The sequence below is a fragment of the Amylolactobacillus amylotrophicus DSM 20534 genome, assembly GCF_001434555.1.
GTDB classification, from domain to species: domain Bacteria; phylum Bacillota; class Bacilli; order Lactobacillales; family Lactobacillaceae; genus Amylolactobacillus; species Amylolactobacillus amylophilus.
Window position 1 is genome coordinate 539,420 of record NZ_AZCV01000001.1, and the last position, 25,002, is coordinate 564,421.

26 protein-coding genes and 1 tRNA gene are annotated in these 25,002 nt (G+C 44.7%); 7 read left to right on the top strand and 20 right to left on the bottom strand.

The features are described 5' to 3' along the window. Positions 1-58: 58 nt before the first annotated feature. Positions 59-1,435 (top strand): 23S rRNA (uracil(1939)-C(5))-methyltransferase RlmD, encoded by a 1,377-nt coding sequence (rlmD, locus tag FC62_RS02720; protein ID WP_056945939.1) that lies wholly within the window; start codon positions 59-61, stop codon positions 1,433-1,435. A 672-nt stretch (positions 1,436-2,107) separates the two neighbouring features. On the opposite strand, the gene FC62_RS02725 is transcribed toward rlmD, so the two are convergent. The 3 genes from FC62_RS02725 to FC62_RS02735 are packed head-to-tail and all read right to left on the bottom strand — an operon-like array spanning position 2,108 to position 5,747. Next, positions 2,108-3,280 carry a hydroxymethylglutaryl-CoA synthase gene (locus tag FC62_RS02725; RefSeq protein WP_056945938.1) on the bottom strand — a complete coding sequence of 391 codons (1,173 nt, stop codon included), beginning with the start codon at positions 3,278-3,280 and terminating at the stop codon, positions 2,108-2,110. A 20-nt stretch (positions 3,281-3,300) separates the two neighbouring features. Beyond that, complete coding sequence (locus tag FC62_RS02730) at positions 3,301-4,584, bottom strand: hydroxymethylglutaryl-CoA reductase, degradative (RefSeq protein ID WP_054745842.1); 1,284 nt, start codon at positions 4,582-4,584, stop codon at positions 3,301-3,303. Beyond that, positions 4,584-5,747 carry a thiolase family protein gene (locus tag FC62_RS02735; protein ID WP_056945937.1) on the bottom strand — a complete coding sequence of 388 codons (1,164 nt, stop codon included), beginning with the start codon at positions 5,745-5,747 and terminating at the stop codon, positions 4,584-4,586. The genes FC62_RS02730 and FC62_RS02735 overlap by 1 nt, the downstream gene beginning before the upstream one ends. Positions 5,748-5,851: 104 nt before the next feature. Between FC62_RS02735 and FC62_RS02740 the strand changes: the two genes are divergently transcribed. Further along, entirely contained in the window at positions 5,852-6,142 is a 291-nt protein-coding gene (locus tag FC62_RS02740; protein WP_056945936.1) for a hypothetical protein, read from the top strand. Between the two features lie 17 nt (positions 6,143-6,159). On the opposite strand, the gene galU is transcribed toward FC62_RS02740, so the two are convergent. The 3 genes from galU to map form a co-directional block, all read right to left on the bottom strand. Continuing rightward, the gene (gene galU, locus FC62_RS02745; protein WP_054746015.1) at positions 6,160-7,068 is read right to left on the bottom strand and encodes a UTP--glucose-1-phosphate uridylyltransferase GalU; all 909 of its coding nucleotides are present in this window, start codon (positions 7,066-7,068) and stop codon (positions 6,160-6,162) included. A 115-nt stretch (positions 7,069-7,183) separates the two neighbouring features. Next, positions 7,184-8,098, bottom strand: a complete 915-nt coding sequence (locus FC62_RS02750) for a YihY/virulence factor BrkB family protein (protein ID WP_371857345.1) — start codon at positions 8,096-8,098, stop codon at positions 7,184-7,186. 72 nt (positions 8,099-8,170) lie between these two features. Continuing rightward, the gene (gene map, locus FC62_RS02755) at positions 8,171-8,977 is read right to left on the bottom strand and encodes a type I methionyl aminopeptidase (RefSeq protein WP_056945935.1); all 807 of its coding nucleotides are present in this window, start codon (positions 8,975-8,977) and stop codon (positions 8,171-8,173) included. 132 nt (positions 8,978-9,109) lie between these two features. Between map and FC62_RS02760 the strand changes: the two genes are divergently transcribed. From FC62_RS02760 to FC62_RS02770, 3 genes are read left to right on the top strand one after another with little or no spacing between them, the layout of a single operon-like run. Beyond that, positions 9,110-9,565: a flavodoxin gene (locus FC62_RS02760; protein ID WP_054745840.1), complete on the top strand. Its 456-nt coding sequence runs from the start codon at positions 9,110-9,112 to the stop codon at positions 9,563-9,565. Then, on the top strand, positions 9,552-10,070 hold the full coding sequence (locus FC62_RS02765; protein ID WP_056946386.1) for a GtrA family protein: 519 nt from the start codon (positions 9,552-9,554) through the stop codon (positions 10,068-10,070). Before FC62_RS02760 ends, FC62_RS02765 begins: the two co-directional genes overlap by 14 nt. Before the next feature lie 3 nt (positions 10,071-10,073). Next, complete coding sequence (locus tag FC62_RS02770; RefSeq protein WP_054745836.1) at positions 10,074-10,505, top strand: GtrA family protein; 432 nt, start codon at positions 10,074-10,076, stop codon at positions 10,503-10,505. Positions 10,506-10,607: 102 nt separating this feature from the next. Here the strand turns inward: FC62_RS02770 and wecB are convergent, their stop codons facing one another. Then, positions 10,608-11,753, bottom strand: coding sequence for a non-hydrolyzing UDP-N-acetylglucosamine 2-epimerase (gene wecB, locus FC62_RS02775; protein ID WP_054745835.1), 1,146 nt, complete (start codon positions 11,751-11,753; stop codon positions 10,608-10,610). Between the two features lie 134 nt (positions 11,754-11,887). Here wecB and FC62_RS02780 point away from each other — a divergent pair, with 134 nt between their 5' ends. Further along, complete coding sequence (locus tag FC62_RS02780; RefSeq protein ID WP_054745832.1) at positions 11,888-13,126, top strand: aminopeptidase; 1,239 nt, start codon at positions 11,888-11,890, stop codon at positions 13,124-13,126. A 71-nt stretch (positions 13,127-13,197) separates the two neighbouring features. Here FC62_RS02780 and FC62_RS02785 read toward each other — a convergent pair. The 5 genes from FC62_RS02785 to FC62_RS02805 all read right to left on the bottom strand — a co-directional run bounded on the left by FC62_RS02785 (position 13,198) and on the right by FC62_RS02805 (position 17,768). Continuing rightward, positions 13,198-13,271 (bottom strand) — tRNA-Arg (locus FC62_RS02785). Between the two features lie 36 nt (positions 13,272-13,307). Then, a complete protein-coding gene (locus tag FC62_RS02790; protein WP_054745831.1) occupies positions 13,308-14,678 on the bottom strand; it encodes a PTS sugar transporter subunit IIC in 1,371 nt (456 codons plus the stop codon). Between the two features lie 33 nt (positions 14,679-14,711). Then, positions 14,712-16,040, bottom strand: coding sequence for a DEAD/DEAH box helicase (locus FC62_RS02795; protein WP_056945934.1), 1,329 nt, complete (start codon positions 16,038-16,040; stop codon positions 14,712-14,714). Between the two features lie 2 nt (positions 16,041-16,042). Beyond that, entirely contained in the window at positions 16,043-17,053 is a 1,011-nt protein-coding gene (locus FC62_RS02800) for a Gfo/Idh/MocA family protein (RefSeq protein WP_056945933.1), read from the bottom strand. 4 nt (positions 17,054-17,057) lie between these two features. Next, complete coding sequence (locus FC62_RS02805) at positions 17,058-17,768, bottom strand: GH25 family lysozyme (RefSeq protein ID WP_056945932.1); 711 nt, start codon at positions 17,766-17,768, stop codon at positions 17,058-17,060. Positions 17,769-17,916: 148 nt separating this feature from the next. On the opposite strand from FC62_RS02805, the gene FC62_RS02810 reads away from it, so the two are divergent. Further along, the gene (locus tag FC62_RS02810; RefSeq protein WP_054746014.1) at positions 17,917-19,206 is read left to right on the top strand and encodes an APC family permease; all 1,290 of its coding nucleotides are present in this window, start codon (positions 17,917-17,919) and stop codon (positions 19,204-19,206) included. Between the two features lie 106 nt (positions 19,207-19,312). Here FC62_RS02810 and hpt read toward each other — a convergent pair whose 3' ends face one another. From hpt to FC62_RS02850, 8 genes are all read right to left on the bottom strand, one after another. Further along, positions 19,313-19,852, bottom strand: coding sequence for a hypoxanthine phosphoribosyltransferase (hpt, locus tag FC62_RS02815; protein ID WP_054745824.1), 540 nt, complete (start codon positions 19,850-19,852; stop codon positions 19,313-19,315). 100 nt (positions 19,853-19,952) lie between these two features. Further along, the gene (locus tag FC62_RS02820) at positions 19,953-21,320 is read right to left on the bottom strand and encodes a hemolysin family protein (RefSeq protein ID WP_075362815.1); all 1,368 of its coding nucleotides are present in this window, start codon (positions 21,318-21,320) and stop codon (positions 19,953-19,955) included. A gap of 148 nt (positions 21,321-21,468) precedes the next feature. Then, positions 21,469-21,726, bottom strand: a complete 258-nt coding sequence (locus FC62_RS02825; RefSeq protein ID WP_054745822.1) for a hypothetical protein — start codon at positions 21,724-21,726, stop codon at positions 21,469-21,471. Next, positions 21,726-22,628, bottom strand: coding sequence for an ABC transporter ATP-binding protein (locus tag FC62_RS02830; protein ID WP_056945931.1), 903 nt, complete (start codon positions 22,626-22,628; stop codon positions 21,726-21,728). The genes FC62_RS02825 and FC62_RS02830 overlap by 1 nt, the downstream gene beginning before the upstream one ends. Positions 22,629-22,977: 349 nt before the next feature. After that, positions 22,978-23,883: a teneurin-3 gene (locus FC62_RS02835; RefSeq protein WP_056945930.1), complete on the bottom strand. Its 906-nt coding sequence runs from the start codon at positions 23,881-23,883 to the stop codon at positions 22,978-22,980. 4 nt (positions 23,884-23,887) lie between these two features. Next, entirely contained in the window at positions 23,888-24,313 is a 426-nt protein-coding gene (locus tag FC62_RS02840; RefSeq protein ID WP_056945929.1) for an SMI1/KNR4 family protein, read from the bottom strand. Between the two features lie 12 nt (positions 24,314-24,325). Next, positions 24,326-24,511 carry a helix-turn-helix domain-containing protein gene (locus FC62_RS02845; RefSeq protein ID WP_054745814.1) on the bottom strand — a complete coding sequence of 62 codons (186 nt, stop codon included), beginning with the start codon at positions 24,509-24,511 and terminating at the stop codon, positions 24,326-24,328. Next, the gene (locus tag FC62_RS02850; protein WP_157043477.1) at positions 24,508-24,921 is read right to left on the bottom strand and encodes a DDE-type integrase/transposase/recombinase; all 414 of its coding nucleotides are present in this window, start codon (positions 24,919-24,921) and stop codon (positions 24,508-24,510) included. Before FC62_RS02850 ends, FC62_RS02845 begins: the two co-directional genes overlap by 4 nt. Positions 24,922-25,002: the final 81 nt, after the last annotated feature.

Consider the following 25,002-nt stretch of genomic DNA (forward strand, 5'->3'; position numbering starts at 1 on the left):
TCATCTATTATAAGTATGGTGAAAAACTATTAGCAATGAAAGTAAAATCGGTGAAATAATGAAAAATTATCCCCAAAAATTCGAAAAAAAAGAATTAATGATTACCATCAACCGCATGGGCATCAACGGTGAAGGTCTTGGTTACTACAAGAAGAAAATCATGTTCATTCCGGGTGCGCTACCTGGTGAGGTTGTCATCGCCAGGATTATCAAGGAGAATCCCCGTTATATCGAAGGCGCCCTCGTCCGGATTAAGAAAGCCAGCCCTGATCGCGTGAAATTTCCTGCCGGAGTCGATCCAACGGTTGGTGGACTCGAACTGGCCCACCTAGACTATGCGAAGCAACTAAAATTCAAGACGGACATTATCCGGGAGTCACTGGAGAAGTTTCATCCCAGAAATTACACGAAGTATAAGATTAAGAATACCATCCCGGCACCAGCACAGTGGCATTACCGTGCGAAAGCCTCATATCAGGTCGAACGACGCGGTGGCAAGCTCAAGCTTGGGCTCTATCGTCCAAATTCTCATGACCTAATTGATTTACCCAAGATGCCAACACAAAGTCCATTGACTCAGACGATTATTCGTCAGATTGGGGCGATCATCACGGATCTTGACATGCCTGTTTTTGATATCAGGACTCATCCTTTCGGCATCAAGACAGTCGTCGTCCGTGAAGCTTTTGCAACGAAGGAAGTTCAGGTTACCATCATCACTGTCGGCAACAAGATTCCGCAACTCAAGCAGTTTGCTGAAGCAATCATGAAGATTGAACACGTCAAGAGTGTATTCCACAACGTGACTGAGATTGAGAACAAGAAGATGTGGGGTTACCACACCGAAAAGCTATTGGGTCAGGACAAGATTACCGAGAAGTTACTCGATAAAGAGTTCAAGCTCTCACCTGAGGCTTTCTTCCAATTGAATCCAGAGCAAACGAAGAATCTCTATGAGTTGGCCCTGAAGAACCTTGATTTAACCCCTGATGATACATTGATTGATGCTTATTCTGGTGTCGGAACCATCGGTATCTTGGCTGCGGATCGCGTTAAGAAAGTCATCGGTATGGAGACAATTCCAGAAGCCGTTGAAGATGCCAAGCAGAACGTGAAGTTAAATAATGTCAAAAACGCCGACTACTTGGTTGGTAAAGCTGAGCGTATCTTGCCTGAGCTAAAAGAAGAGGGCTTAAACTTTGATGCATTGATTGTCGATCCACCACGTACTGGACTTGATCGGCAGTTGATTAAAACCATTCTGGATGTCGCACCAAAGACTTTCGTCTACATTTCATGTAACCCGTCAACTTTGGCTCGTGACCTCGTGACATTAACGGATAAGTATGACGTGCGCTTGATTCAATCAATCGACATGTTCCCACAGACGGCTCGGGTAGAGGCTGTAGTTAAGCTTGTACTAAGAGACAAGTAGCAATAAGTAGCGACAACAACCGGGTGAAAATGAGCACTAACGATATGGCAGGAAAAATCCCTGCACTTGGGATTTAACTGGCATAAGTTAGGCGGAGTTTTCAGGTTGGTGGAGCACAATTATAAGTAGCGACAACAACCGGGTGAAAATGAGCACTAACTAAACAAGAATATAGTCCTAGTCATCCGACTTGGGACTATTTTTTTCGCACAAAAAAACAGGCCGCCGGGCTTCTTCGCGCCTCTGGGCAACCTGCCATTCCATTGAGTGGATGAGGTAGTTCATCATCTTAATGTCACGATATTTAATTTTATGTTTCTCTTAAGAATCGTTGCAACCAAGTCGTATCATCACCTGATTTATTGGTTTCGCTTCACTAACGTTAACCTAAAAGCTTGGAAATAATGCAATTCATCTTACTTGTCTCAAATGTACTACAATTCAGGCTAACACCTCTACTTTTTCTATTCGATTCCGTCTCAGGAATAAGCCTCTATTACTAATACAATTTCTGGAGATAAAACTTGTAATAACTAAATCGTTGATTTTTGACCTTACTCTAATACTTTAAAGCTAATCTCGTATCGAAAACTTGTTACTACTTTTCTCTACCTCTTCCACACTTATATAATACCATATATGTAACCGGTTGCAAATAAAAAGCTCTGAGATTTACTTTTTAATTTTGTAGTTTCTGGCGAAGCCATTTTGACCCGCAAAATAGTACTTACCAGCAGTCACATCGCTGCTCAATTCAATGTCCTCAGGTAGATCTTTCAAGGTCTCAGTGAACACATTTTCGTACTCGGCAACCGAAAGCTTAGTTCGTTCAGAAAGCATCTGCTGATGCAGTTCCTTGTTCAAATACTGCTCATATCCTGAAACCAACTCACCGGCGAAAAATTCACCCATCGCACCCGATCCATAGCTGAAGAAGCCGATTCGTTTCCCGGCCTGTAGATTAGCTCCAGCATTTTCTAAGAGACTGAGAAAGCTGAGATAAAGTGAGCCTGTATAAAGGTTACCAACCTCACGACCATACTTAGTCGAATATTCAAAGTTTTCTTCAAGTCTAGCCTTGCTATCCTCAGAAGCTTCAGCAACCGCAAGTCGATTAGCCTTCAAGCCCATTTTGGTAAATGGAAGATGATAGGTAATTGCTGTAAAATCATCTGCAGTGAGCTTATTCTGATTCAGATAAGCATCAAATGTCTTCTGGAAGAATTTCAAGTAGATTTCGGTTGAATATTTACCGTCGACAAGTGCGGTTTTGAAATTATTAGGGCGCCAGAAATCATTGATATCCTCGCTGTAGCTAGCATGTCCCTCTTCAAAAGCAATTATCTTCGGCTCTTGCGCAATGAACATGCTAACAGCACCAGCACCCTGAGTTACCTCACCACTGGTGTTCAAGCCGTAACGCGCAATGTCAGAACCAATCACGATTGCCGTATGATTGGGGTGCGCACGAACATAGTCACGCGCCATCATCAGGCCTGCCGTTGCACCAAAGCAAGCTTCCTTAACTTCAAACGTACGAATCTCATTGGGTAAGTTCAATGCCTCTTTAACAAACAGAGAGGCTGACTTTGACTGATCAATGCCACTCTCAGTTCCCACAATTAATAAGCCGAGTTTTGCAAGATCAACATCATCTAAGTATTCCAGCGTAGAATTGATAGCCAAAGTGACGATATCCTCAGTCATATCAGCTACAGCCATCTTGTTCTGGCCAATCCCAATCTTAAACTTATTTGGGTCAACTCCACGTGCATTTGCTAATTCATCTAAATCGAGGTACTTATTCGTGGTTGCAAAACCGATTCTATCAATCCCAATTTTCACGTAAACTATTCCCCTTAAATCTATTTATTTCGATATTCTGTGATAATTTGTTTTATTTTTGCGCTGCTAAAGTCTTTCCCAACCAAAATTAGTGGTAAGATTTCTGGCAATTCCTCAATTAGCGCGCCATTCGAAACAGCAGCATTTCTCGCCTGCAGCTTCATGTGACCCTCTTGAATCCCACTAGTTGCCAGAGCATAGAGAGCTGCAAAGTTATTCGCAAGGCCAATTGAAGCGACGACCTCAGCTAATTCATGCACATTTGGCTGACCGAGAATATTGAATGCTTCTTTCACATCTGGTCGAACATTGATTGAGCCGCCAACTACGCCTATTGGTAGAGGTAATGTGAGCTGTCCCACCAAGAAATCTACTTTGCGGTTCGACTCGACAGACCATGAGCTCAATGGTTCATAGTGTCCATACTCACTTGCATACACGTGAGTCGCTGCCTCTACGGCACGAAAATCATTACCTGTTGCCAGTAGTACACTGTCTACCCCATTCATGATGCCCTTATTATTAGTTGGTGCACGAAGCAGGCTCTTGCGGCCGAAATCAGCAATGGAAACAAATTTCTGTGCTACTTTACGTGCATTCTCCGAAGGTGCCTCATCAAGCTCTGCATCTGTGCAGCCCTTATTCAATAAGTTTAGTGGCAGCCAAACTTTTGCAGTTGTTAATTGAGTCGGAAAATTACTCAGAATCGCAAATTGAGCGTCTACTATCTCATCGTAATCGAGCAACAAGTTAGTTAGGTACTCCATGATTGAATTAACCTTATTGGCACCCATTGCCTCAGCTGGATCTACCAGCACCTTGAGTTCTAGCAGGCCCTCAATCATCTGAGCGGTGATTGAACGAACACCTCCGCCATGATTTACCAGACTCACAAACTGCTGGTTAAGTTGCTCAATCAGCGTTTTAATTTCAGCCACTAGCTGTGAGAAATGTTTCTCCTTGAATTCAGGGGATACCGCTAGAACAACCTGACCGTATATCCCCTGCCGTTCACTTGTCGCAATTACACCACCAGCGCGGTTAAAGATTGAGGCGCCATGATTTGCCGCGGCAACGACCGAAGGTTCCTCAGTGGCCATAGGCACACTGTATTCAACATCATTCACAATGAGGCTTTCAACAACCGATAACGGTAGGCTAAGACTACCAATTACATTTTCACTTAGTTGATTCAAAGCCGCCAAATCGGTATTTTCTATTATCTTACTTCTTAATTTATTTTTCTTATATAATTGTTCCCGACGTTCTGCAGGACTCAATTGATAAAATTTCTTAGTTGTCATTAGTCAACCACTTCGATTGCGTAAGCGATGCCCATTCCTCCGCCGATACAAAGTGCAGCAATTCCCTTCTTCTGGGATGTTTGATGTAAGTTGTTAATCAGCGTTGCAATCAGTCGGCTACCAGTCGCGCCAAGCGGATGACCAATTGCCAAAGCACCACCGGCGATATTTAGTTTCTTCATTGGAATTTCCAAGTCGCGTTGCACGGCAACTGCCTGCGCTGAGAATGCTTCGTTGATCTCAAAATCATCATAATCGGCAACTGAGGTCTTGGTTGACTCAAGCAACTTAGATACTGCGTAGAATGGTGCATAGCCCATCAGAGCTGGATCAGTACCAATCTCGGCATATCCAGTTATTTTGGCAATTGGCTGTAACTCTAGTTCTGCAACCTTCTCGGCAGTGGCTAAAATCATCATGGATGCGCCGTCACTCAGAGGTGCTGAATTACCGGCCGTCACAATTCCATCAGCTTTAAAGGCCGGCTTTAGGCTAGCAAGTTTATCTAGACTTGTATCCGGACGAATATTCTCATCGTGTTCAATCTTCTGGCCGTCATGTTCGAATTTAATCAACTCATTTGCAAACCAATTGTTCGCCGTCGCAGCATACGCTTTTTGGTGTGATTCAAAGGCAAAATTATCCTGTTCAATTCTTGAAACATGATACTTTGCAGCCACATTTTCAGCGGTAATCCCCATGTGTTGCCCACTAAGTGGATCAATCAAACCATCACGCAGCATGCTGTTAACCGCTACGTTCTCATCATCGGGTTCTGCCACTCGCTTGGTCATCATTGGCGCGTTGGTCATGCTCTCACTGCCACCGACCGCAACGATACCAGCATCCCCCATGTTCATCAGTCCCTCGGCAATACGCATTGCCTTCAAACTAGAACCACAGACCTGGTTGACAACTAATGCTGTTGAGCTTTCTTTCATACCACTGCGTAAAGCAATCTGGCGCGCTGCATTTTGTCCCAAGTTCGCCGAGATGACGTTACCAAGAATCAGCGAATCAATATCAGACATGGAAACTCCAGCTGCTTCCACAGCTCCCTTTAGGGCAATCTCGCCCAGCTCTACTGCGTTAAAATCCTTTAATTGACCGTTGTATTTACCAAACGGTGTTCTCTTTGCTGCTAAAATAAAAATATCTTTCATACAATCTTCCTTTATAATTAGCCTAAGCAATATTGTAACTGAAAGTCGCATTCCGTGCGCGAAATAGGACTTTCCTTAATATTATTTTAAAGATGGAGCTAACCATGCGAGTAATTGATTTCCTACAACTTATCCTTGATCTAGACAAACAGACACGCTTCTTCTACCAAGGCGCTTCTGATAACCTCTATGCAGTGACCGAGCTCGTAATTAAGCCAGAGAGCGTGATTTTGACCACAAAAAAAGCAAGCGCACATGCACTCCACCAATGGGAGCTTGTGACCCTGCTTCAATCTATTGCCAATAAAACAATCTACATGCAGATTCTCGTCTTAAACGATTACGCAGAATTCTATGGTATTCAATTACACGAGAGTGCCGCGTACATCAAGTAGTCGTCTCCAGATAATCCTTATTTCTTAGTTGATTTTGCGTTCGTCTCGCTTGCCAGTTGTTTCGCCAAGTTGATGATGTATGGTCTAAGTTCATCCTTAGTCTCAGGATGCGTTAAACCATACTCAATTGATGTCTTCAAGTAGCCGAATTTGTTCCCCACATCGTACCTCTTGCCCTTGAATTCATGGGCAAAAACACGCTGAGTTCTGTTCATGCGGTCAATTGCATCTGTTAATTGAATTTCGTTTCCCGCACCTGGTTTTTGCGTCTCCAGCATCTCGAAGATTTCTGGTGTCAGAAGATAGCGACCAATAATTGCGAGATCGCTAGGTGCCTTGTCCACATCAGGCTTCTCCACGAATGCTTTAACGTTAAATAAACCTGGCTCTGATTCGGATTCTGGTGCAATCACACCATACTTGTTTACCTCTTCATGAGGAACCTTCATTACCGCGATAGTTGATGCCTTGGTTTCGTTGTAACGGTCAATTAACTGCTTAGTCAATGGCACTTCATCGTCCATCACATCATCACCCAAAAGCACAACGAAAGGCTCGTTACCAATGAATGACTTTGCCTGCAGGACCGCATCCCCTAGGCCACGTGGATGTGATTGCCGCTTGTAGTAGATATTCACACCCATATCAGTAATATCCTGGGTCACTTTCAGCAATTGATCTTTGTGTTTCGCTGTCAATGACTGCTCAAGCTCAGGCGCCGAGTCAAAGTGGTCCTCAATTGAACGCTTCGTTTTACCCGTCACAATTAAGATATCTTCGATTCCTGACTTATGTGCCTCTTCAACGATAAACTGAATCGTTGGCTTATCGACAATCGGCATCATTTCCTTTGCGAGTGCCTTCGTTGCTGGGAGGAAACGCGTTCCTAGTCCTGCTGCTGGAATTACGGCTTTTCTAACTTTCATCATCAACCATCACTTTCCTTATCTCTTACGATTATTCTTTACTATTCATCTTACCAAACTTTACAGACGAGCACTACTAATTAACTAGCCAATTAAGCAGTTCAGTCACTGAGATTTACTGACCGTGCTTATTGCGCCGTTGTTTAAGAAATCCTACTAAGCGTCCGGCGCTATAATCTATCTGGCCGTAGCGCCAGTTGTCGATTGTGGAGTTCACCACCACACCGAAAAGCAGTAAGAGTGAGCTCAGATTTAACCAGAGCATAAAGATAATAAATGTACCCACGATACCATAGTTACTCCAACTGGTGCCAAAATAACGCAGGTACAGACTAAAGCCGGCGGATAGGAGGACCCAGCCTGCTAAAGTCACGGCAACTCCAGGCCAGAGTGAGCGTTTCTTCAGGTTGATATTTGGGAGGAAGTAGTTGAGGTAGGAAATGACACCTACCAGCACAACTAGAATTAACGGCCACTTGAAGTTTACGATGCGGTAATACGGTGCCATCGAGAACTTAAAGATTGGGGCGAGAAACTCCAGAATTTGTTGGCCAAAGGCAAAGACGAAGACAATGACGAATAAGCCAAAAACCAGGAGGGCCGTCGCCATAAATGTCACAAACCGGTTGATGAGAGTCGTCCAGATGGACGTCTTCTGCTCGATGTGCCGCACACCATAAATCTTATTCATTGCGATCCTAATCGAATTAATCAACCGACTAAAAGCCCAGATGGCCACTAAGATACCAAAGGAGATAAAACCGCCACTGCCTCTAGAAAGCAGGCTATTGATGATCGGCATAATGAAACTTTGCACCTGCTCTGGGAAAACCAACGCCAGGTAACGGGAGATCGGCGCTGTTTTGACATTCAGCAGTGGCAACAAGTTTCCAATGATAATGATTATTGGGAAAATTGATAAAAGTAAATAATAGGCAATCACAATCGAGTTCTGGGTGATTTCACCCCGACCAAAAACAGAGGAGAACACCTTGGCAAACTCCACTGGTTCTTGTTTCTTCTTCGTGATTGTCGCACGTTTCAATGCCTTTGTTTTCAAGCCGGTGTTCGGAATTGTACTTCGCACGTCTGTCTCTCCGTCTTAAAAGTTTGGTAGGTACTTAGCATCAAACACGGGATCCTGTGATGTTAGAATCTTCGGGCCATCCTTCGTAATAGCAATTGTGTGTTCGAACTGTGCGGACTTCTTGCCATCCGCAGTCACGTAATAGATCCAATCATCGTTTGGATCATCAACCATCTTATCCTTCAATTGCCAGGTTCCTTGGTTAATCATGGGCTCAATCGTGATGGTCATGCCTTCACGTAGGCGGAGTCCCCGCCCCTTCTCGCCGTAATTAGGCACATCTGGTAATTCATGCATTGTCGGTCCAATTCCGTGACCAATCAGCTCACGGACGTCACCGTAACCGTTCTCCACCTCGGTGTATTGCTGGATGGCATAACCGATATCGCCGATTCGGTTACCCACTTGCGCCTGATCAATTCCAAGATAGAGAGCTTTCTTCGCCACGTCGACCAGCTTTTGATCCTCCGGTGAAATCTTGCCAACTGCATAAGTCCAGCAAGAGTCACTCTCATAGCCGTCAAGGTTGATTGTCGTATCGACGGCAACAATGTCCCCCTCCTGCAAAATCACGTTTTTGCGCGGTGTTGCATGGGCAATTTCGTCATTAACACTGGTACAAGTTGCATACTTGTAACCCTCGAAGCCCTTCTCTGAGGGTGTGCCGCCCCGGCTCGTCACGAAATCGTCGACGAAGTCTTCAATATCCATGAGTGAGATACCTGGCTTGATGATGTCCCGCAGTCCAATGTGGGCTTGCGCCAGTAACTGGCCTGATTTAGCCATTCCTGCTAATTCTCTAGGTGATTTAATTGTTATCAATCTTCTTACTCCTTTTTTTGTCTACAATCATTATAGCGTTTTTCTAAGATTTACCAAAATAGTCTGGTAAAATCTTGTCAGAGGACTACATTTGATATAATCTAGTTAAATTGAAATCGAATGAGGCAAATTATGACTACAGCAAAAATTGTGTATGCTAGCATGACTGGCAATAATGAAGAAATCGCCAATATTCTGGACGAGGAATTAACCGACCGCGGTGTCACCACTAGTCTGAGTGACATCTCGTTCACACCTGCAAGTGAATATCTGAACTACGATCTCACCCTGATGGTGGTCTACACGTATGGCGAGGGCGAGATGCCAGATGAGGTGGCAGACTTCTACGATGATCTGGCAGAATTAGACCTCACTGGCAAAGTCTACGCTGTGATGGGGTCCGGTGATTTATTCTATGAAGAGCATTATTGTGAGACGGTGGACTACTTCGAACAATTATTCACGAAGATTGGCGCCACCAAAGGTGCCGAGCCGCTCAAAATCAATTTGGAGGCAGACGAAGCAGACATGGATAATATTGCTGCCGTTGCTGATTCTGTACTGGCCAAACTCAATGAAAAAGCATAATTCAGATCAAAATAAGTCGCCGGCACTGCAAATCGCCGGTGGTCGCCTGTTGCGGCGCCACCACGATTTCTTTGCGTACGTTATTTTTGGCTTCATCGCATCGCTGATCAACATTGTCACTTTTTTGACACTCCACAATGGTTTCGCACTGAATCTCATCACTGCGAATACCATTGCTTTCTTCGTTTCTAACCTGATCAGTTTCATCATGAACAAGAAGGCAGTATTCATTTCCGAAAAGGACGCTAAGGCAAGTAATGGCAGCTTAGCGCGCCAGATTGGATTATTCTTTCTTTATCGAATATTATCACTGATTCCGGACAATCTGGTCATGCTTATTGGACTAAGCTGGTTACAGTTTAATTCAGTATTCGTGAAGGCGCTCGATCAGGTGATCGTCGGCATTTTTAACTACATCACAACAAAGTCCGTCTTCAAGCAGGAAACAAGCAGATTAAGAAAACTTGTACTGGAAGCACGAGATAAAAGACGGGAGCGTGAGTAACCCATGGAAAAGATCGTTGGTGAGGTCAGTCACCTGTTCCACAAATATCAAGAATTAATTTCGTACGCCTTCTTTGGTGTATTAACTACCCTGGTAAATATTGTCAGCTTCTTCTTACTTCAGCAGTTCTCTAGCGGTCACTACTTAGTTAATAACACAATTGCCTGGTTTATCTCCGTGCTTTTCGCATTTGTGACCAATAAGCTGTTTGTCTTTAACTCAAAGAGTTGGGCGATCAAGCTGGTAATCAAGGAAATCATCCTCTTTTTCGGGACCAGATTTGCAACACTGATTGTCGATGACGGTATTATGGCTCTAGGCGTATCTATTCTAGGCATATCTAGTGGTATCACTAAGATTATCGATCAGGTGATTGTGATTGCCCTCAACTTTGTATTAAGTAAGCTGTCGTTCAAGCCAAAACAAACCAAATAGTATTTTAAATTAATAATTTTAAACAAAAAACAAGTTTAACCGGTCGTGGCCCTAATGCCTAATTATTGACTAGCTAAACTCGTTTTTTATTTTACTCTATTCCTATTCGAAATCTTGTGGCCGCGGATTATGCTGCTCGTCAAAATGGTGCGCAATCGCAGCAACAATTCTTTTCGCAGCCTGACCATCACCATACGGATTTTTAGCTTTAGCCATCTTGTCATAGCTTTCCTTGCTGTCGAGCAACTCGATCATTGCATCCTTGACAGGTTGCTCATCCGTTCCGACAAGTCTAAGAGTTCCTGCAGCTACACCTTCTGGTCGCTCAGTTGTATCACGCAGCACAAGCACTGGCTTACCCAATGATGGTGCCTCTTCCTGCACACCACCCGAATCAGTCATAATGAGGTAACTTCTCTTGGCCAAATTGTGGAAATCAACCACATCAAGTGGCGCAATGAGATGAATCCGCGGGTCGTTATCAAGTACAGCATGTGCGACTTCCTGCACCGCTGGGCTGAGGTGAACCGGATAGATAATTTCCACGTCATCGTGCGCATCAACGACCTCCTTCATCACCTTAAACACACGCCGCATGGGCTCACCCTGATTCTCCCGCCTGTGCATCGTCACCAAGACAACACGGTTACCAGGCTTAATCGAGTCGAGGACATCGTGGTGGTACTCCTCTTTCACTGTCTGTTGCAGGGCATCGATTGCCGTATTCCCAGTAATGTAAATCTCCTTTTCAGGATGATTTTCCTGCAGTAAATTCGCCTTACTTTTAGCAGTCGGGGCAAAGTAAAGATCAGTCAATACATCAGTTAATTGACGATTCATTTCCTCAGGAAATGGTGAATATTTATCCCAGGTTCTGAGTCCAGCCTCCACATGACCGAGTACGGTCTGTTCGTAGAATGTGGCTAGCCCTGCCGCAAAGCTAGTTGTCGTATCGCCGTGCACTAAAACAATGTCCGGTTTCTCCGACTGAATTACATGCCCTAGGTCAAGCATCACCTTGCTGGTAATCTCAGCCAAACTCTGGTTTTTCTTCATGATATTGAAATCATAGTCTGGTTTGATGTGGAAAATTTCTAGTACCTGATCGAGCATTTCCCGGTGTTGCGCCGTCACAACGGTGATCTCCGTAAAACGCTCGTCTTGTTGTAATTCAAGAACAAGCGGCGCCATCTTGATTGCTTCAGGTCTGGTACCAAATACCGTCATCACTTTAATTTTATCTGCCATAATATTCCTCCGCTCTCACTATCATACCGTAATGCTCCAGAAAATTGAACAGGAACCTGACATACGCTGCCGACTTCCTGTGCTATAATTTCCCCAAACGGTTCTAGCTAATTAAACCCACGAGGAGCATCAAAATGACCCTACCCAATTTCACGAAATTATTAACAACTTACGCACAGATGATTGTTGAAATCGGTGCTGGCATCCAGCGAGATGACATAGTCTATGTGGAAGCAGATATAGCGCAGGCTGAATTAGTCCATCTCCTAACCAGCGCAGCTTATAGACTCGGTGCTGCCGAAGTAATCGTTAACTGGAACGACGACTTCCTTACCCATGAATTTCTCCTCCATGCTAGTGAAAAACATCTTGGCACGTTTAAAGAGGCCAAGCGGCAGGAAACAGCATACTTGCTAGAGCATCAAGCTAAACGGATTAATGTTGTTAGTTCAATTCCTGGCGCCCTAGACGGCGTTAAGCACGAGCGTCTTGCCTTATTCCAGTCAACAAACGCCACTGGCCTAAGGCCACTACGTCATGCCTCGCAAAATAATGATATTAGCTGGACCGTGGTAGCTGCGGCCAATCCCGCCTGGGCCCAAAAGATATTTCCACAGATGACTAAAGAGGCAGCCAACGATGAATTGTGGCACCAAATTTTTCAAGCAACACGCATCTACAGCGAGGACCCTGTTCGGGCCTGGCGACAACATGTTCGTAGGCTAGACCAAAGAGCACAGCAGCTTAATGACTACCAATTTGACAGACTCGTTTACCGGGCACCAGGAACCGCGTTGACGGTCGGACTACCACAACAACACATTTGGGAGAGTGCAGGCGCGACTAACCGCCAAGGTCAGCCTTTTATTCCCAATATGCCAACCGAGGAGGTTTTCACTGCGCCAGATAAGAACCGCATCGATGGCCATGTTACCGCAACTAAGCCACTGTCGTACGGCGGGCAAATTATCACGGGAATTCGCTTTGATTTCCGTCGCGGAAAGATTAGCCAAATCCAAGCTGAATCTGGTCAGCAAACACTTGAGCACCTACTAGAGACGGATGAAGGCGCCCGTTCACTCGGTGAGGTTTCGTTAGTACCCTATTCATCGCCCATCTCCCAGTCTAATATTATTTTCTATAATACTTTGTTCGACGAAAATGCCGCGAACCATCTTGCACTAGGAGCCGCCTACCCATCGAGCGTGGCGGGTGGTACCAAGATGAATCCACTGGCGTTACAACGGCACGGACTAAACGTCAGCACCGTGCACGTCGACTTCATGGTTGGTGGAAGCGAGATGGATGTCGACGGAATTACCAAGTCCGGTGCAATCATTCCCGTATTTCGTCACGGAGAGTGGGCATTTTAACCCCAAAGGTCGGAAATCAGCAAAAAAGGTTGTCACGAGTTTGTTCGTGACAACCTTTTATAATCTACCGATGATCTCGATCAGAATCGAACTGATGACCTACTGCTTAGGAGGCAGTCGCTCTATCCTGCTGAGCTACGAGACCAGAATAATCAATTACTTGATTATCTAATAATATATTCTACCATGAATAACGATTTTTGAAACGGTCTTGTACATGAATTTTATTGGCGGCACGCACAAACGGGGCCCAGATGAGGAATGCAATGAGCATATTCACCAACGCCAGCACAATGGCCCGCCAATCCATATTGGTGGCCAAAAATGCCTGAAGTACCGACGGCATAAACTGTGGCATCGCCACCTGGACGGGATTAACCCAACCAACTTGAGTAACGATGTACGCCAGCGTAACGTTCGCGAGCGGAGCTACCATGAATGGGATGAAGTAGATCGTGTTCAAGACAATGGGCAAGCCAAACATCACGGGCTCATTGATATTGAATACTTGTGGAGCCAACGTGATTTTCGCCAATGTTCGCTGATCGGTCCGCTTAGAGAACACCAGAATGGCCACCACGAGCAATAGTGTGCTGCCGGCGCCGCCAAACCAAGCAAATGCATCAAAGGAACCACGCACCCACTTATACGGCAGGTCAGTCCCGTTTCTCACCGCCATAATATTCATATTCTGCGGTGCCAACCAGACTGAATCAAGGACCGGTGACAAGACGTTCATTCCGTGAATCCCAAAGAACCAGAATACCTGGACCAGAGTGGTCACTAAGATGACCATCCCAAAGCCCTGTCCTGCGCGCAGCAACGGTTGCTGGATAGCCCGCACCAACCAGTCACCGAAGAACAGTCCTGTGAAACGGGTGAACAAATAATTGATGGAGCCTACGGTAAATAACGCAACCAGGGCGGGAATTATTGCCGCGAAGGCAATTGTGCTCGCCTGTGGCATCTGCCCAGTGAGGTTAATCACGAGCCGCGCCTTCGTCATCATAATATAGATAATTGCCCCTAATGCTCCAAAAATAATTGCAGTAATTAACCCCGTGGTCGAGAGTTGGTCGATGGCGAAGACGTCCCTAATATACATGGTCTTGCCTTTTAAAATAATTTTGGCACCACTCAACAAATTCTGCGATGCCTGTGGCAACGATTGGTCCAACTTAACGTTTGCAACATTGGCGATACTCATGACAAACGAGGCCACAGCGATGAGTGAGCCTGTAATCCCATTCACCTCATAAGCTTTTGCTAGGTGGTACCCCCAGGCTGCAGCGAAGAATAGCGCAAAAATAGCAAATGTGCCATTCCAAATCACGTTATCGATTGCCACGAGTGGTCGTAAAACCGAATAGATGGTCTGCCAACCCATCTGATCATGAGCCACCTGAATCAGGCTATTCAACAAGACGGATACCGATCCGACCATCGTGATTGGTAGCAGTGAGACGAACGCATCCCGCAATGCTACCAGCCACCTTAACGAACCAATAGTGGTTGCGATTGGTACAATATATTTCTCTAGCCAAGCAATCACTTATTCATCCCCTTTAACGCTTAAATAGAACTCTTATTGCTCGTTTCGAGCCGCTTCCTTCTTTTGCTTCTTATCTTTCAAAGGATGATAGCCCTTATTCTTTTGCTTTTTCTGGCGCTTCTTACGTTTTGCCCGCTCCAGTTTCTTAGAGCGCTCATTAACATGCGCAGGCGGTTCTTGCTGGTGGGAGGTTCCAGTTACAGCAGTGGAATTCTGACCACCATTGACCTCTTGTTCTTGTGGTACCTCAGCCTGTGCCGGCTTATCCGTGGTCAGTTCTCTCCCGGAAAAATAGACACGTTTAATCTCATACTCAGCGCCCAACATTTTCTTCAAATTACGCAAATCATGGTCGGTGCCTAGCGTAATCACCGTTCCTTTTTTGCCCATTCGTCCGGTTCTCCCAGCACGATGAACATAGGTATTCTTATCGGCCGGTAGTTCGTAGTTCACGACGTATAACAGGTCGAAAACGTCAAGACCTCGCGCAGCTAAATCAGTTGTCAACAGCGTCTTAATTTCACGTTTCGCTAAACGCTTTAGTGCACCCTTACTTGCTTGCTTGTTCGTCGCATTCGATAAGGCATCGAAGCTGACTTTCGTATGGCTCAGGACGCCAGCAAAATATTCTAGCTGTTTCACCGCATTAAAGAAAATCATCGCCGAGAAATGGTCCACCTTGGTTAGTTTCGTGAACATCTCGAGCTTGTGCCGATTATCGACCTGCAGAAACAAGTGCTTAACTTGACTGACATCCTGGTCCCGCACATCAATCATTAAGAATGGTCTGGCGAAAATCTGCTCAGCATCTCTTGTAATTGCGGATTCGGTCGCTCCGAAAAGGGCAATCTGACTGGTTGATGGAATATTCTGCCCCAGTGAGGCAATTAGTTCTAATTTGGTTGATTCCAAAATATCGTCTGCCTCATCAATAACCAACTGCTTAATTTGTTCGTGATGAATACGATTCTCACTCACCATATCAAAAAAACGCCCTGGGGTTACGATTAATACCTCAGGATGTTTCTTCTTTAACACCTCAATCTGGCGGACGCGGTTGCCGGAGCCAACTAGAGCAATAACCTTCAGTCCTAACTCGGCCACGTAGTCCTTGATTGCATCCCGCACCTGTACGGCGAGCTCGGTCGTTGGCTCAAAGATAACCAGGCTGTTGGCTTTGCCCGGTTCAACACGCTTTAGAAGCGGTAACGAATAAGCCAGGGTTTTGCCAGTACCTGTGCGTGCAAGGCCGACGATACTCTCGCCATCAAGTAACAGTTGTACGGTTGCAGCCTGAATTGGTGTTAGCGCCGTGATTGCCTGTTTGGCAAAAATAGTACTAAATTCTGGGAATAAATCCATTTCTATCCTCTATCAGCAGTGAATTCAATTCCTGCGTTTCTTCTAAGTGCATAAAGCACCTCATTGACATTGTGTGAGAGAACCAACAAATCTTGCATTGCATCAAAGTCCCCTGTTTCAATCGCTCGGGCAAAAAAGTCTGCCTCGTTAACCATTGGGTTCTCAGGATGAGAGACGGTCAGGTCAGTGTATTCTTTAGCACGATAATCCGGGTAGAAACGCACGGCATCGAGTGTTGCAATACTATCCACCCATAACGTCTCCTTACCCGCGTAAATCTCCGTTGGGACATATGACTGCGCCGTTTTACCGAATAACAGCGTTACATGATAGTCTGGGTAATCAAGAATAGCAGTTCCCTTTGCATCAACGCCGGTCCGCGCCATATCGGCAAAGTAATGCACCTTATCTGGCGTACCAAACAACCGTAACGCTCCATAGACCGCGTAAACACCGATGTCTTGAAGAGCACCACCCGAGAACTTAGTTGAGAAGATGTTCGGCTCCTCTCCGGCAAGGACATTGTCGTAACGACTAGAATACTTCATGTAGGAGATTGTCGCGCCGTTAACGCTACCCTTTGCTTCCAGTTCAGCTAACTTGCGTTCGACGACCTGAAAATTAGGGTCGAAGATGTGGCGAGCCGCCTCGAAATAGAAGATATCATCATGTTCAGCTAACGCATCCTTCACTTCCTTAAATTCCGCCGGATTGGAGAAAGCTGGCTTCTCAACAATAACGTGTTTGCCAGCCTCAATGGCTTTGATAGCTTGCTCTTTATGTAGGCTGTTTGGTGAAGCAATATAAACCACGTCAAACGTGTCACTGGCAAAGAAATCCGTTAAATCGGTGAAAAATGCTGCGTCAGGCCGCGCCACGGATTCGGCAAACTGCTGTGCTTTAGCTAATGTCCTAGAATAGACAGCCGTGAGAGTGAATGCGGCATTCTCCTTACCAGCATTCACAAACTGTGACGTAATCCAGTTTGTACCAATAATCCCTAAGTTAAGCATTGTGTTAGTTCCTTCCTACTAATTGACTATAATCCGACTGACTCCCCATGAAGCTCAACATCGTGAGGTCGTCCATTTGTGCCATGTTTCTGATGCGTCCTGTACTAGTATAACGCCAAAAGAGGTAATTTTGCGCCAAACCCGGCTTTTTTTTCGTTGGCGCAATGAACTCGACGGGCTGACTGCCAAAATAACGCGCTACCTCAGTGCGCCTTGCTAGCACCACTGCATCATCGCCAGAATCTTTTAGTAAACGCGTGAATTCCGCCATTTTGCGCCAAAACTTCGCACCGTGATAATCGGCGGCGGGAATAATCAGGACTGGCAGAATACCCGTATTCCGCCCCACCTTCTCCCTGAAGTAGTTGAACTGCTCTTCCACACTCGACTCATTGCTGAAGTATTGTGCAGTACCAAAGTCCAACTGTGTCACAACCAAGCGATCCCGATTCTCTAGATAGCGGTCATCGAAGTAGCTCTTACCCTGCGTGCTCCTCAGATAAACGAAGTCGATGTCCTCCTGCTCGATTTGGTTGAAATCGACGTAGCCCCGGCTTTGATCAAGTAAAACGCCGATGATTTTAGCTGAATTATTGTCAGGATAGGTAGTGGCTGTCGCTAATCGATAGACAGCGAAGCCGATACCTGCCAAGGCCAGGATCAACGTAATGATGATTGCCTGCATTGTGTAACGATGCTTAAATCTACTTTGCACAAGATTTGCCTCCTCACTTATTTTAACTAATTAGGTAAATTTGTACCATGATAAACGGTTTTTTTGTATAATTGAGAAATGAAAAAAATTAAGGGTGGCCAAATTGCATAATACATTAAAGCGTGAAATCAACTTTTTCCAGGCCCTGATGACCGTGATCGGCACGGTGATTGGTGCAGGTGTCTTCTTCAAAATATCGAGTATTACCGCCCAAACCGGTTCAACCAGCGCCACAATTTTCGTCTGGATCCTGGCGGGCATAATCTCGATTACAAGTGGTCTAACCGTTTCAGAACTGGCCACCGCCATGCCCGTGACGGGCGGTCCAACAAAGTATATCGAATACACTTACGGCAAAACGATGGGCTTCTTGTTTGGTTGGGCTCAGATGTTAATCTATTTCCCAGCAAGTATCGCCGCACTCAGCATCGTCTTCGCTACCCAATTCACCGTTTTGTTTGACATTAAAGCAGGCTATATCACGCTGATTGCGATCATTCTCGCTCTCTTCTTAACGATGATGAATTTCTTTGGTACCAAGTTCAGTAGTCACATGCACACTGTCATCTCAGTCATCAAGGTTGTGCCGATTATCTTGATCATCCTCTTTGGCATCTTCAACACCAACAAGATTAACTTAAGCCTCTGGCCAATCACTGTTGGACCAGGCAAGAGCTTCACCAGAGGCATCAGTGGCGCGCTCTTATCGGCCATGTTTGCTTACGATGGCTGGATTAACTTCACCAATTTAGCCGGTGAGGTCAAGCGACCGGAGAAGAATCTCCCACGTGCCATTATCATCGGCTTAGGGGTCATCACGCTCATCTATGTTCTCGTCAACTACACATTCATGAGCGTCTCGCCGTTAAATACGCTCGTGAACAATCCCAGTGCTGCTTTTGATAGTTCAATTCGCATATTTGGGGGCATCGGGGGTAAGATAATCACGATTGGTATCCTGCTCTCGGTCTACGGCGCCGTGAACGGCTACATCATGACTGGCATGCGGGTACCGTACACGATGGCACGCGATAACCTTCTTCCCTTTAGCAAAAGCATTGCCAGACTAAACGTCAACACAGGTGTCCCTGTCATCTCAGAATTGGTCATTCTCGCACTCTCAATTATCATGATGTTTCTTGGTACGTTTGATCTATTGACCGATATGCTTGTCTTCGTGATGTGGGCTTTCACGACACTGATTTCCATCGCAGTCTTTGTCCTCAGAAAGAGAGAGCCCGACCTGGAGCGACCATACAAGGTCCTGCTCTACCCAATCATTCCGGTTATTTCTATTCTTGGCGGCCTCTTTATCGTTGGCTCAACGCTGATTAACCAGTTCTGGCTGTCGGTCGTCGGTATCGGCATTACGCTGATTGGTCTACCAATCTATTATCTCCACCAGAAGCACGTTACAAAATCACCGATTAAGATGTAAGCTGAAAAAATCCCCAGGCTCGTGGATGCACTAGAAGTGCACGAAGCTTGGGGATTTTTATGTACTTGTAATTATTTTATGGAGTTACTGCTTAATCAATTAATGGCTATTTGCTATAAATTTCTGGTTTAAGAACGCCGATGTACGGTAGGTTTCGGTACTTCTCCGCATAATCGAGTCCATAGCCCACCACAAATTCATTCGGCACGGTCACGCCAACGTAGTCGACCTGAACTTCTTCCTCTCGTCTGCTTGGTTTGTCTAATAAGCTACAAACCTTCACCGAGTTAGCCTGCCTGGTCTCAAATAACTTCATGAGTGCGACCAGTGTGGCTCCGGTATCAACGATGTCCTCAACAATGATGACATCCCGGCCCTTCACACTCGTATCCAGATCCTTTAGAATCTTCACGTCACCGCTCGATTCCGTACCGCCACCATAACTAGAAACGTCCATGAAATCTAATTCAACATACTCATCTAACTCCCGCACGAGGTCGGTCATGAAGAGCACAGCGCCTTTTAGAATACAGACCATCAGCGGATACTTCCCGGCATAGTCGCGTTTCAACTCGGCTGCGAGCTTAACATTGAATTCATGTAATTGTTCCTTAGAATAGAGTACTTTTAGGATATCATTGTCCATTTTTGCCCCCTCAAATACTTGATAGCAAAAGTATACCAGTTTTATAAAAGACAAACAATTATTACTTTATCTAATTTATTGGTCGGGTATATTTGTAAGCTTACTCCTCTGCTTCTGCTGCGACAGACGATTGAACAGCGGCACTATCTACCACACGTTCCACCATAAACCACGCCATGAATCCTTGTTCTATCTTAGTAAGTGTGAGTTTGAACCCTTCAAGCTCCACCGACTCGCCCTCAGCGAGGGTTGGGTAATGTTCGGCCATATATCCGCCGACAGTGATAATATCCGAAGATTGAAAGGATTTGAGCTTATGGTGATAAAACCGCTCAAAATCATACAATGTCGTCTTACCACTTACCTTTGCCTGCGTCTTATTCAGGCGAATTATGTATTCGTCAGAGACGTCATCGATTTCGTCACGCACTGAACCGAAGAGCTCCTCGTACACATCTTGGTCGGTGACGATGCCACTCGTACCACCATATTCGTCGACCACGAGCACAATTGGTGTTTGTTTTTGAATCATCAAATGAAGAATCGCTTGGATGGGCATCGTTTCAGGTACCGTTACAAGGGAACGCAGAATTCGGATAATCGAGACGTTCTTGTCCCGTCTGCTTTGCTCAACGATATCGTAAGAGTAGACATAGCCGACAACGGCGTCCTTATCATTATCGGTCACAACGGGTAGGCGACTGTAGCCCTCGTTTAGGTACATGTTCAACGCGGTCCCCACATTTTCTGTCTTATCAATAATGGTCAGCCTGGTCCGGTCCGTCATGATATCCTTCGCATCTTTATCGTTGAGCTCAAACGCACGCTCCATGTAGACAACGTCGTTTTTATCCATGTCCCCACCGGCAACGGCGATCTTGGATAGTCTTAGAATCTCCGATTGGGAGAAAACCTCGTTCTCCTCATCCGCAGCCTGAAAGCCGAGTAACTTCACGATTCCGGTCGCCGAAATATTCAACAGCCAGACAAATGGATAGAAGGCGGTGTGGAAAATATGTAACGGCGTTACGACAAACATCAGCATTTTGATAGGAATATCGATACTAATGTTCTTCGGAACAATCTCCGTAAGGACAACCTCCAGATAGGTCAGGAGAATAATACCTAGCACAGCGCCGACAATATTCAACGTATCGCCGCTTGCAAGGTGCGTCATTCCGAGCAGATCGATTAGCAGGTGCTCGATTGTCGTCTCACCAATCCAACCTAGAACGATTCCTGTCACACTGACACCAACTTGCGTCGTTGAGAGGTACTCATTCAGATTCTGTACCATCTTTAGTGCGAGTCTCAGCTTTCGGGGTGATCCCACGCCCTTATCAATCATGTCCTCAAGTTGACTAGGACGAGTTTGCACGAGGGCAAATTCCGCTGCCACGAAAAACGCAGCAAACATGAAGGTAACTATGATTACGAGTAAATTTGTTACTATCTGACTATAATCCAAGAAAAACCACCTATACTTTAACGAAATTTTGACTAAATAAAAAGAGATTAGTCAACTAATCTCTCTATTTTACCACTTATCTTTTATAATAATTTTTTCGGGTTAATTTTTTACCGTTGCGGCTCGACCGCATAACGCAGTAGCGTCCTCAATTTAGTCGGGTTCGTGCGACGAAAATCAGACCCGTTGCCATCGTCAGAAGGAGAAAACCCGGCAGTGCATAATTCAGATACTCCGCGGTACTTGGTGCACTACCGCCAGTCACGATGTTTCCACCCATCACATAGACAAAGAATAACAGCATGAAGACAGGCATCAGAATCACCGTGATGATTGTATCCGCATTGGTGAAATTTTGCTTAATAATTCTATTGGTCAAGGTAATTAATTGTTTAATGTAATTCATTATTTCTCCTCCTTTGCAGTCACGTCGAGGAAGACGGACTCAAGGTTCTTTTCTGCTTGGTTAAAGTGTAATACTGTTATTGTGTGTTTACTAAGTGTAAGTAGTACGCGCTTGGCATCCTGCTGCTCAATCTGTAACTCAGTTGTGCCCGTAAATGTGATTTTTGCATTTTGCAGTACTTTTTTTGTTTCCGCCAACTGCTCCGTTTGAACACTCAACACAAATTTTTCCTGAGCAAGTTGCTTCATCTCTTGCGGTGTGCCATAACGCACAATCTGCCCGTTATTGATGAAAGCAATGTGATCCGATAATCGATCAGCTTCCTCAAGCATTTGGGTAGTTAGAAATACTGTCTTGCCGTCGTCACGCATCTCAGTGATAATTTGCCAAAGCGCCAAGCGGTTCTTCGGATCGACACCTGTGGTGGGTTCATCCAGGAAAATAATTTGGGGATCGCCGATGAGAGACATCGCTAAGTCTAGGCGACGTCTCATTCCACCAGAATAAGTTAGTACCTTCCGCTTTAAGAAGTCCGTCAAGTTGAGCTGTCTCGCGACACGCTCTATCTCCGTACTCACATCTTTTACACCGCGCAACTTTGCTACAAGGCGCAGGTTCTGGTACCCGGTAAATTCGCCATCAACCGTCGCCTCTTGGGCATTCAGACTAATTTGGCGGCGAATGGCGTTACCTTTCTTCTGCGGATCCAGGCCAAGAATACGCACACGCCCAGAGTTCTGTCGTGAGAGTGTGGTTAAAATATTGATCAGGGTTGTTTTACCTGCCCCATTCTCCCCCAAGAGCGTGAAGACTTCCCCCCGACCTACGGTCAGACTCACTCCCTGCAATACATCGAGCTGACCGAAACTTTTTGTGACATTTTCAACTTTAATTGCGACCATCTATTTGTACTCCTTTTTTCGCATGATATTGCTAGTTTGTCTCGTACTATACCTTTTTATACTATACTTTATTATTAGGTAATGGTACATAATATTATCAAGTAGTTAAAATGTCAACAATTTTGTGGCGAAACTTAAATAATAAAAAAAGAATCTTTTGCAAGATTCTTTTTTAGCGCCCTATTTGGTTAAGATTGTAACGCTCTCGATGTGTTTTGAGATGAATTCATAGCTGTCAAAAATTAGTCACTTGAACATTATTGTCTTTGAGGGAACATATCCACTGAGGGCTTGCGTATGTGGGAACATATCCATTATTATATCAATTATAATGCCAGGGGGTCTTTTGTTATTCCTCATTGTTTCCACCACGCGAGTATGGATCCTTATCTTTCCATTTAACACTACCATCTTTATAATGATAATGCTGTCCATGTCCTCTCACTGTGTGTTCATTAGGAGAAGAACGCTCCGAGGATTCTGAAGTGTCCTGATCTGCAGGATAATCATCATATGAATCTTCGTACTCAGCGCGGTCATCATCTGACCATTCGTATTCTGAATTTGATGAACCGCTCCTTGATGATTCTTTGATAGCAGCTACAGCCACATTAGCCACAAATAATACAACGCCCTTTATTGCTTTTATTGCATTCGGGTGTTTATCTGAAAATTCTATAATTGTTTTACTTATGGTTTTGAAGCCGCTCTTCAATTTCGGTACAAATTCCTGCTTCGTTATGTCTTCTATGTTATTAGGTGGTACAGTCTCGTGTAGAGATTCATATTTTTTGTTTGACTCTACCTTTTTCTGAACTCCACTTACAGACTCTTGATTAACTTCTTTCTCAATTTCTGGTTTATTTTGTGCTTTGGTTACAGGATCGGCTAATTGTATTGTTTCGCATTGAATAAATGTTCCATCTCCAAAGTCAGTCTTTTCTTTTGTAACAGGATTAAAATGCCAATTAGTCGGATTTTTCCAATCCCCATCGTGGGCCTCTAAATGTTCTGCTCTTGTTAGGAACTGAATATTTCCGGGGTCCCCTTGATATTCTGGATATCTTTCCACACTTTTCATATGCTGTCCTTGAAAAGCTACACGGTTCTCATCATAGGCTTTACCTTTATCAAGAATATCTTTCTGTTGTTGGGCAGTCCATTCTCTTGTCCCTTTTCCTTCTTGGACAAGTTCCTGCTCCTTATTCCAAGCCGCATGTATCGCCTTGTTAGATTCTTCTGTTCTTCTTGACATATAATCAACCACCTATGCCAAGCAAATCATGCAGATGTTTAAGAAAGACTATAAAATCATCATAAACTTCATCGTCTTCTATCCTTCCAGCTTCTTGATTATATATAGCTATTTTTTCGCTATTTTTTGCGCAGATGATTGGGTCGCCTGATGCTAAAGCCCCAATAACGATATAGTCATCGTTTGGTCGTGAATTATCATTTACATTAATCACTGGCTTGTGTTCAATTCCATATAATTGAATACCTGCTGGCAAAAAGAACTCACCACCATCAGAAAGCTGCAGCCATTCTTTGTATTTGGATGGAAGAACGACATTATTTTCTTTTTCAAAGGTTGTGATTTTTTCTTCTGTAGTCTCCTCATGAAAAATCATTTTACCCTGTGTACTTAATTCATCAATAATTAGCTTTAATTCTGCAGAAACCATTGTTTTCCTCCTTTACTCCTTACCCGTCTTTATTTCATTGCCATCAGGCAATATAAAAGCCTGCTCAAACTTGACACCAAGCACATCAGCGATGGCTTTCAACTCATCCAAGGTTACCGTTTCCCGTTTTAATTTCTTATTGAAATTCTGTGGAGTCTGGCCAATACGTCTAGCAAGTTCAGAAACGCTTATATTCATTTTAGTGTGCTTTGTCGGCGTTCATTGTTATACCAGCTCATAAATTCCGCTATGTTGTCTATCAATTCTTGCTTTGTATTTGAAGTGTAGAACCTAAAGTACTCTTCTTTCATGTGGCTCCAGAAGCTCTCAATTGAACTATTATCACCTGGTTCTCCCGGCCGCGACATACTATGCAAGACTCCTTCAGCTGATAAGGTAGTGTTAAACATCCCTGACACATAGTCGCTACCACGATCGCTGTGCAGTATTTCAGTTACTGCACCATATTCATTCTCAATCGCTAACTTAAATGTCTCTGTTACCAATTTTGCGGTTTCTGTATCATCTACTATCCACGCAATTATCGAATGGTCATACAGATCCTTTATCGCACTGAGCCGAAGTTTACACTGATTATTAATGGCCATAGAGTAACTCGGTACAGTCTGTAACCCAATATTTATTAGCGTACCCGGGCTTAAAGTTGTGCGTATAGTCTTCGTTCAGTA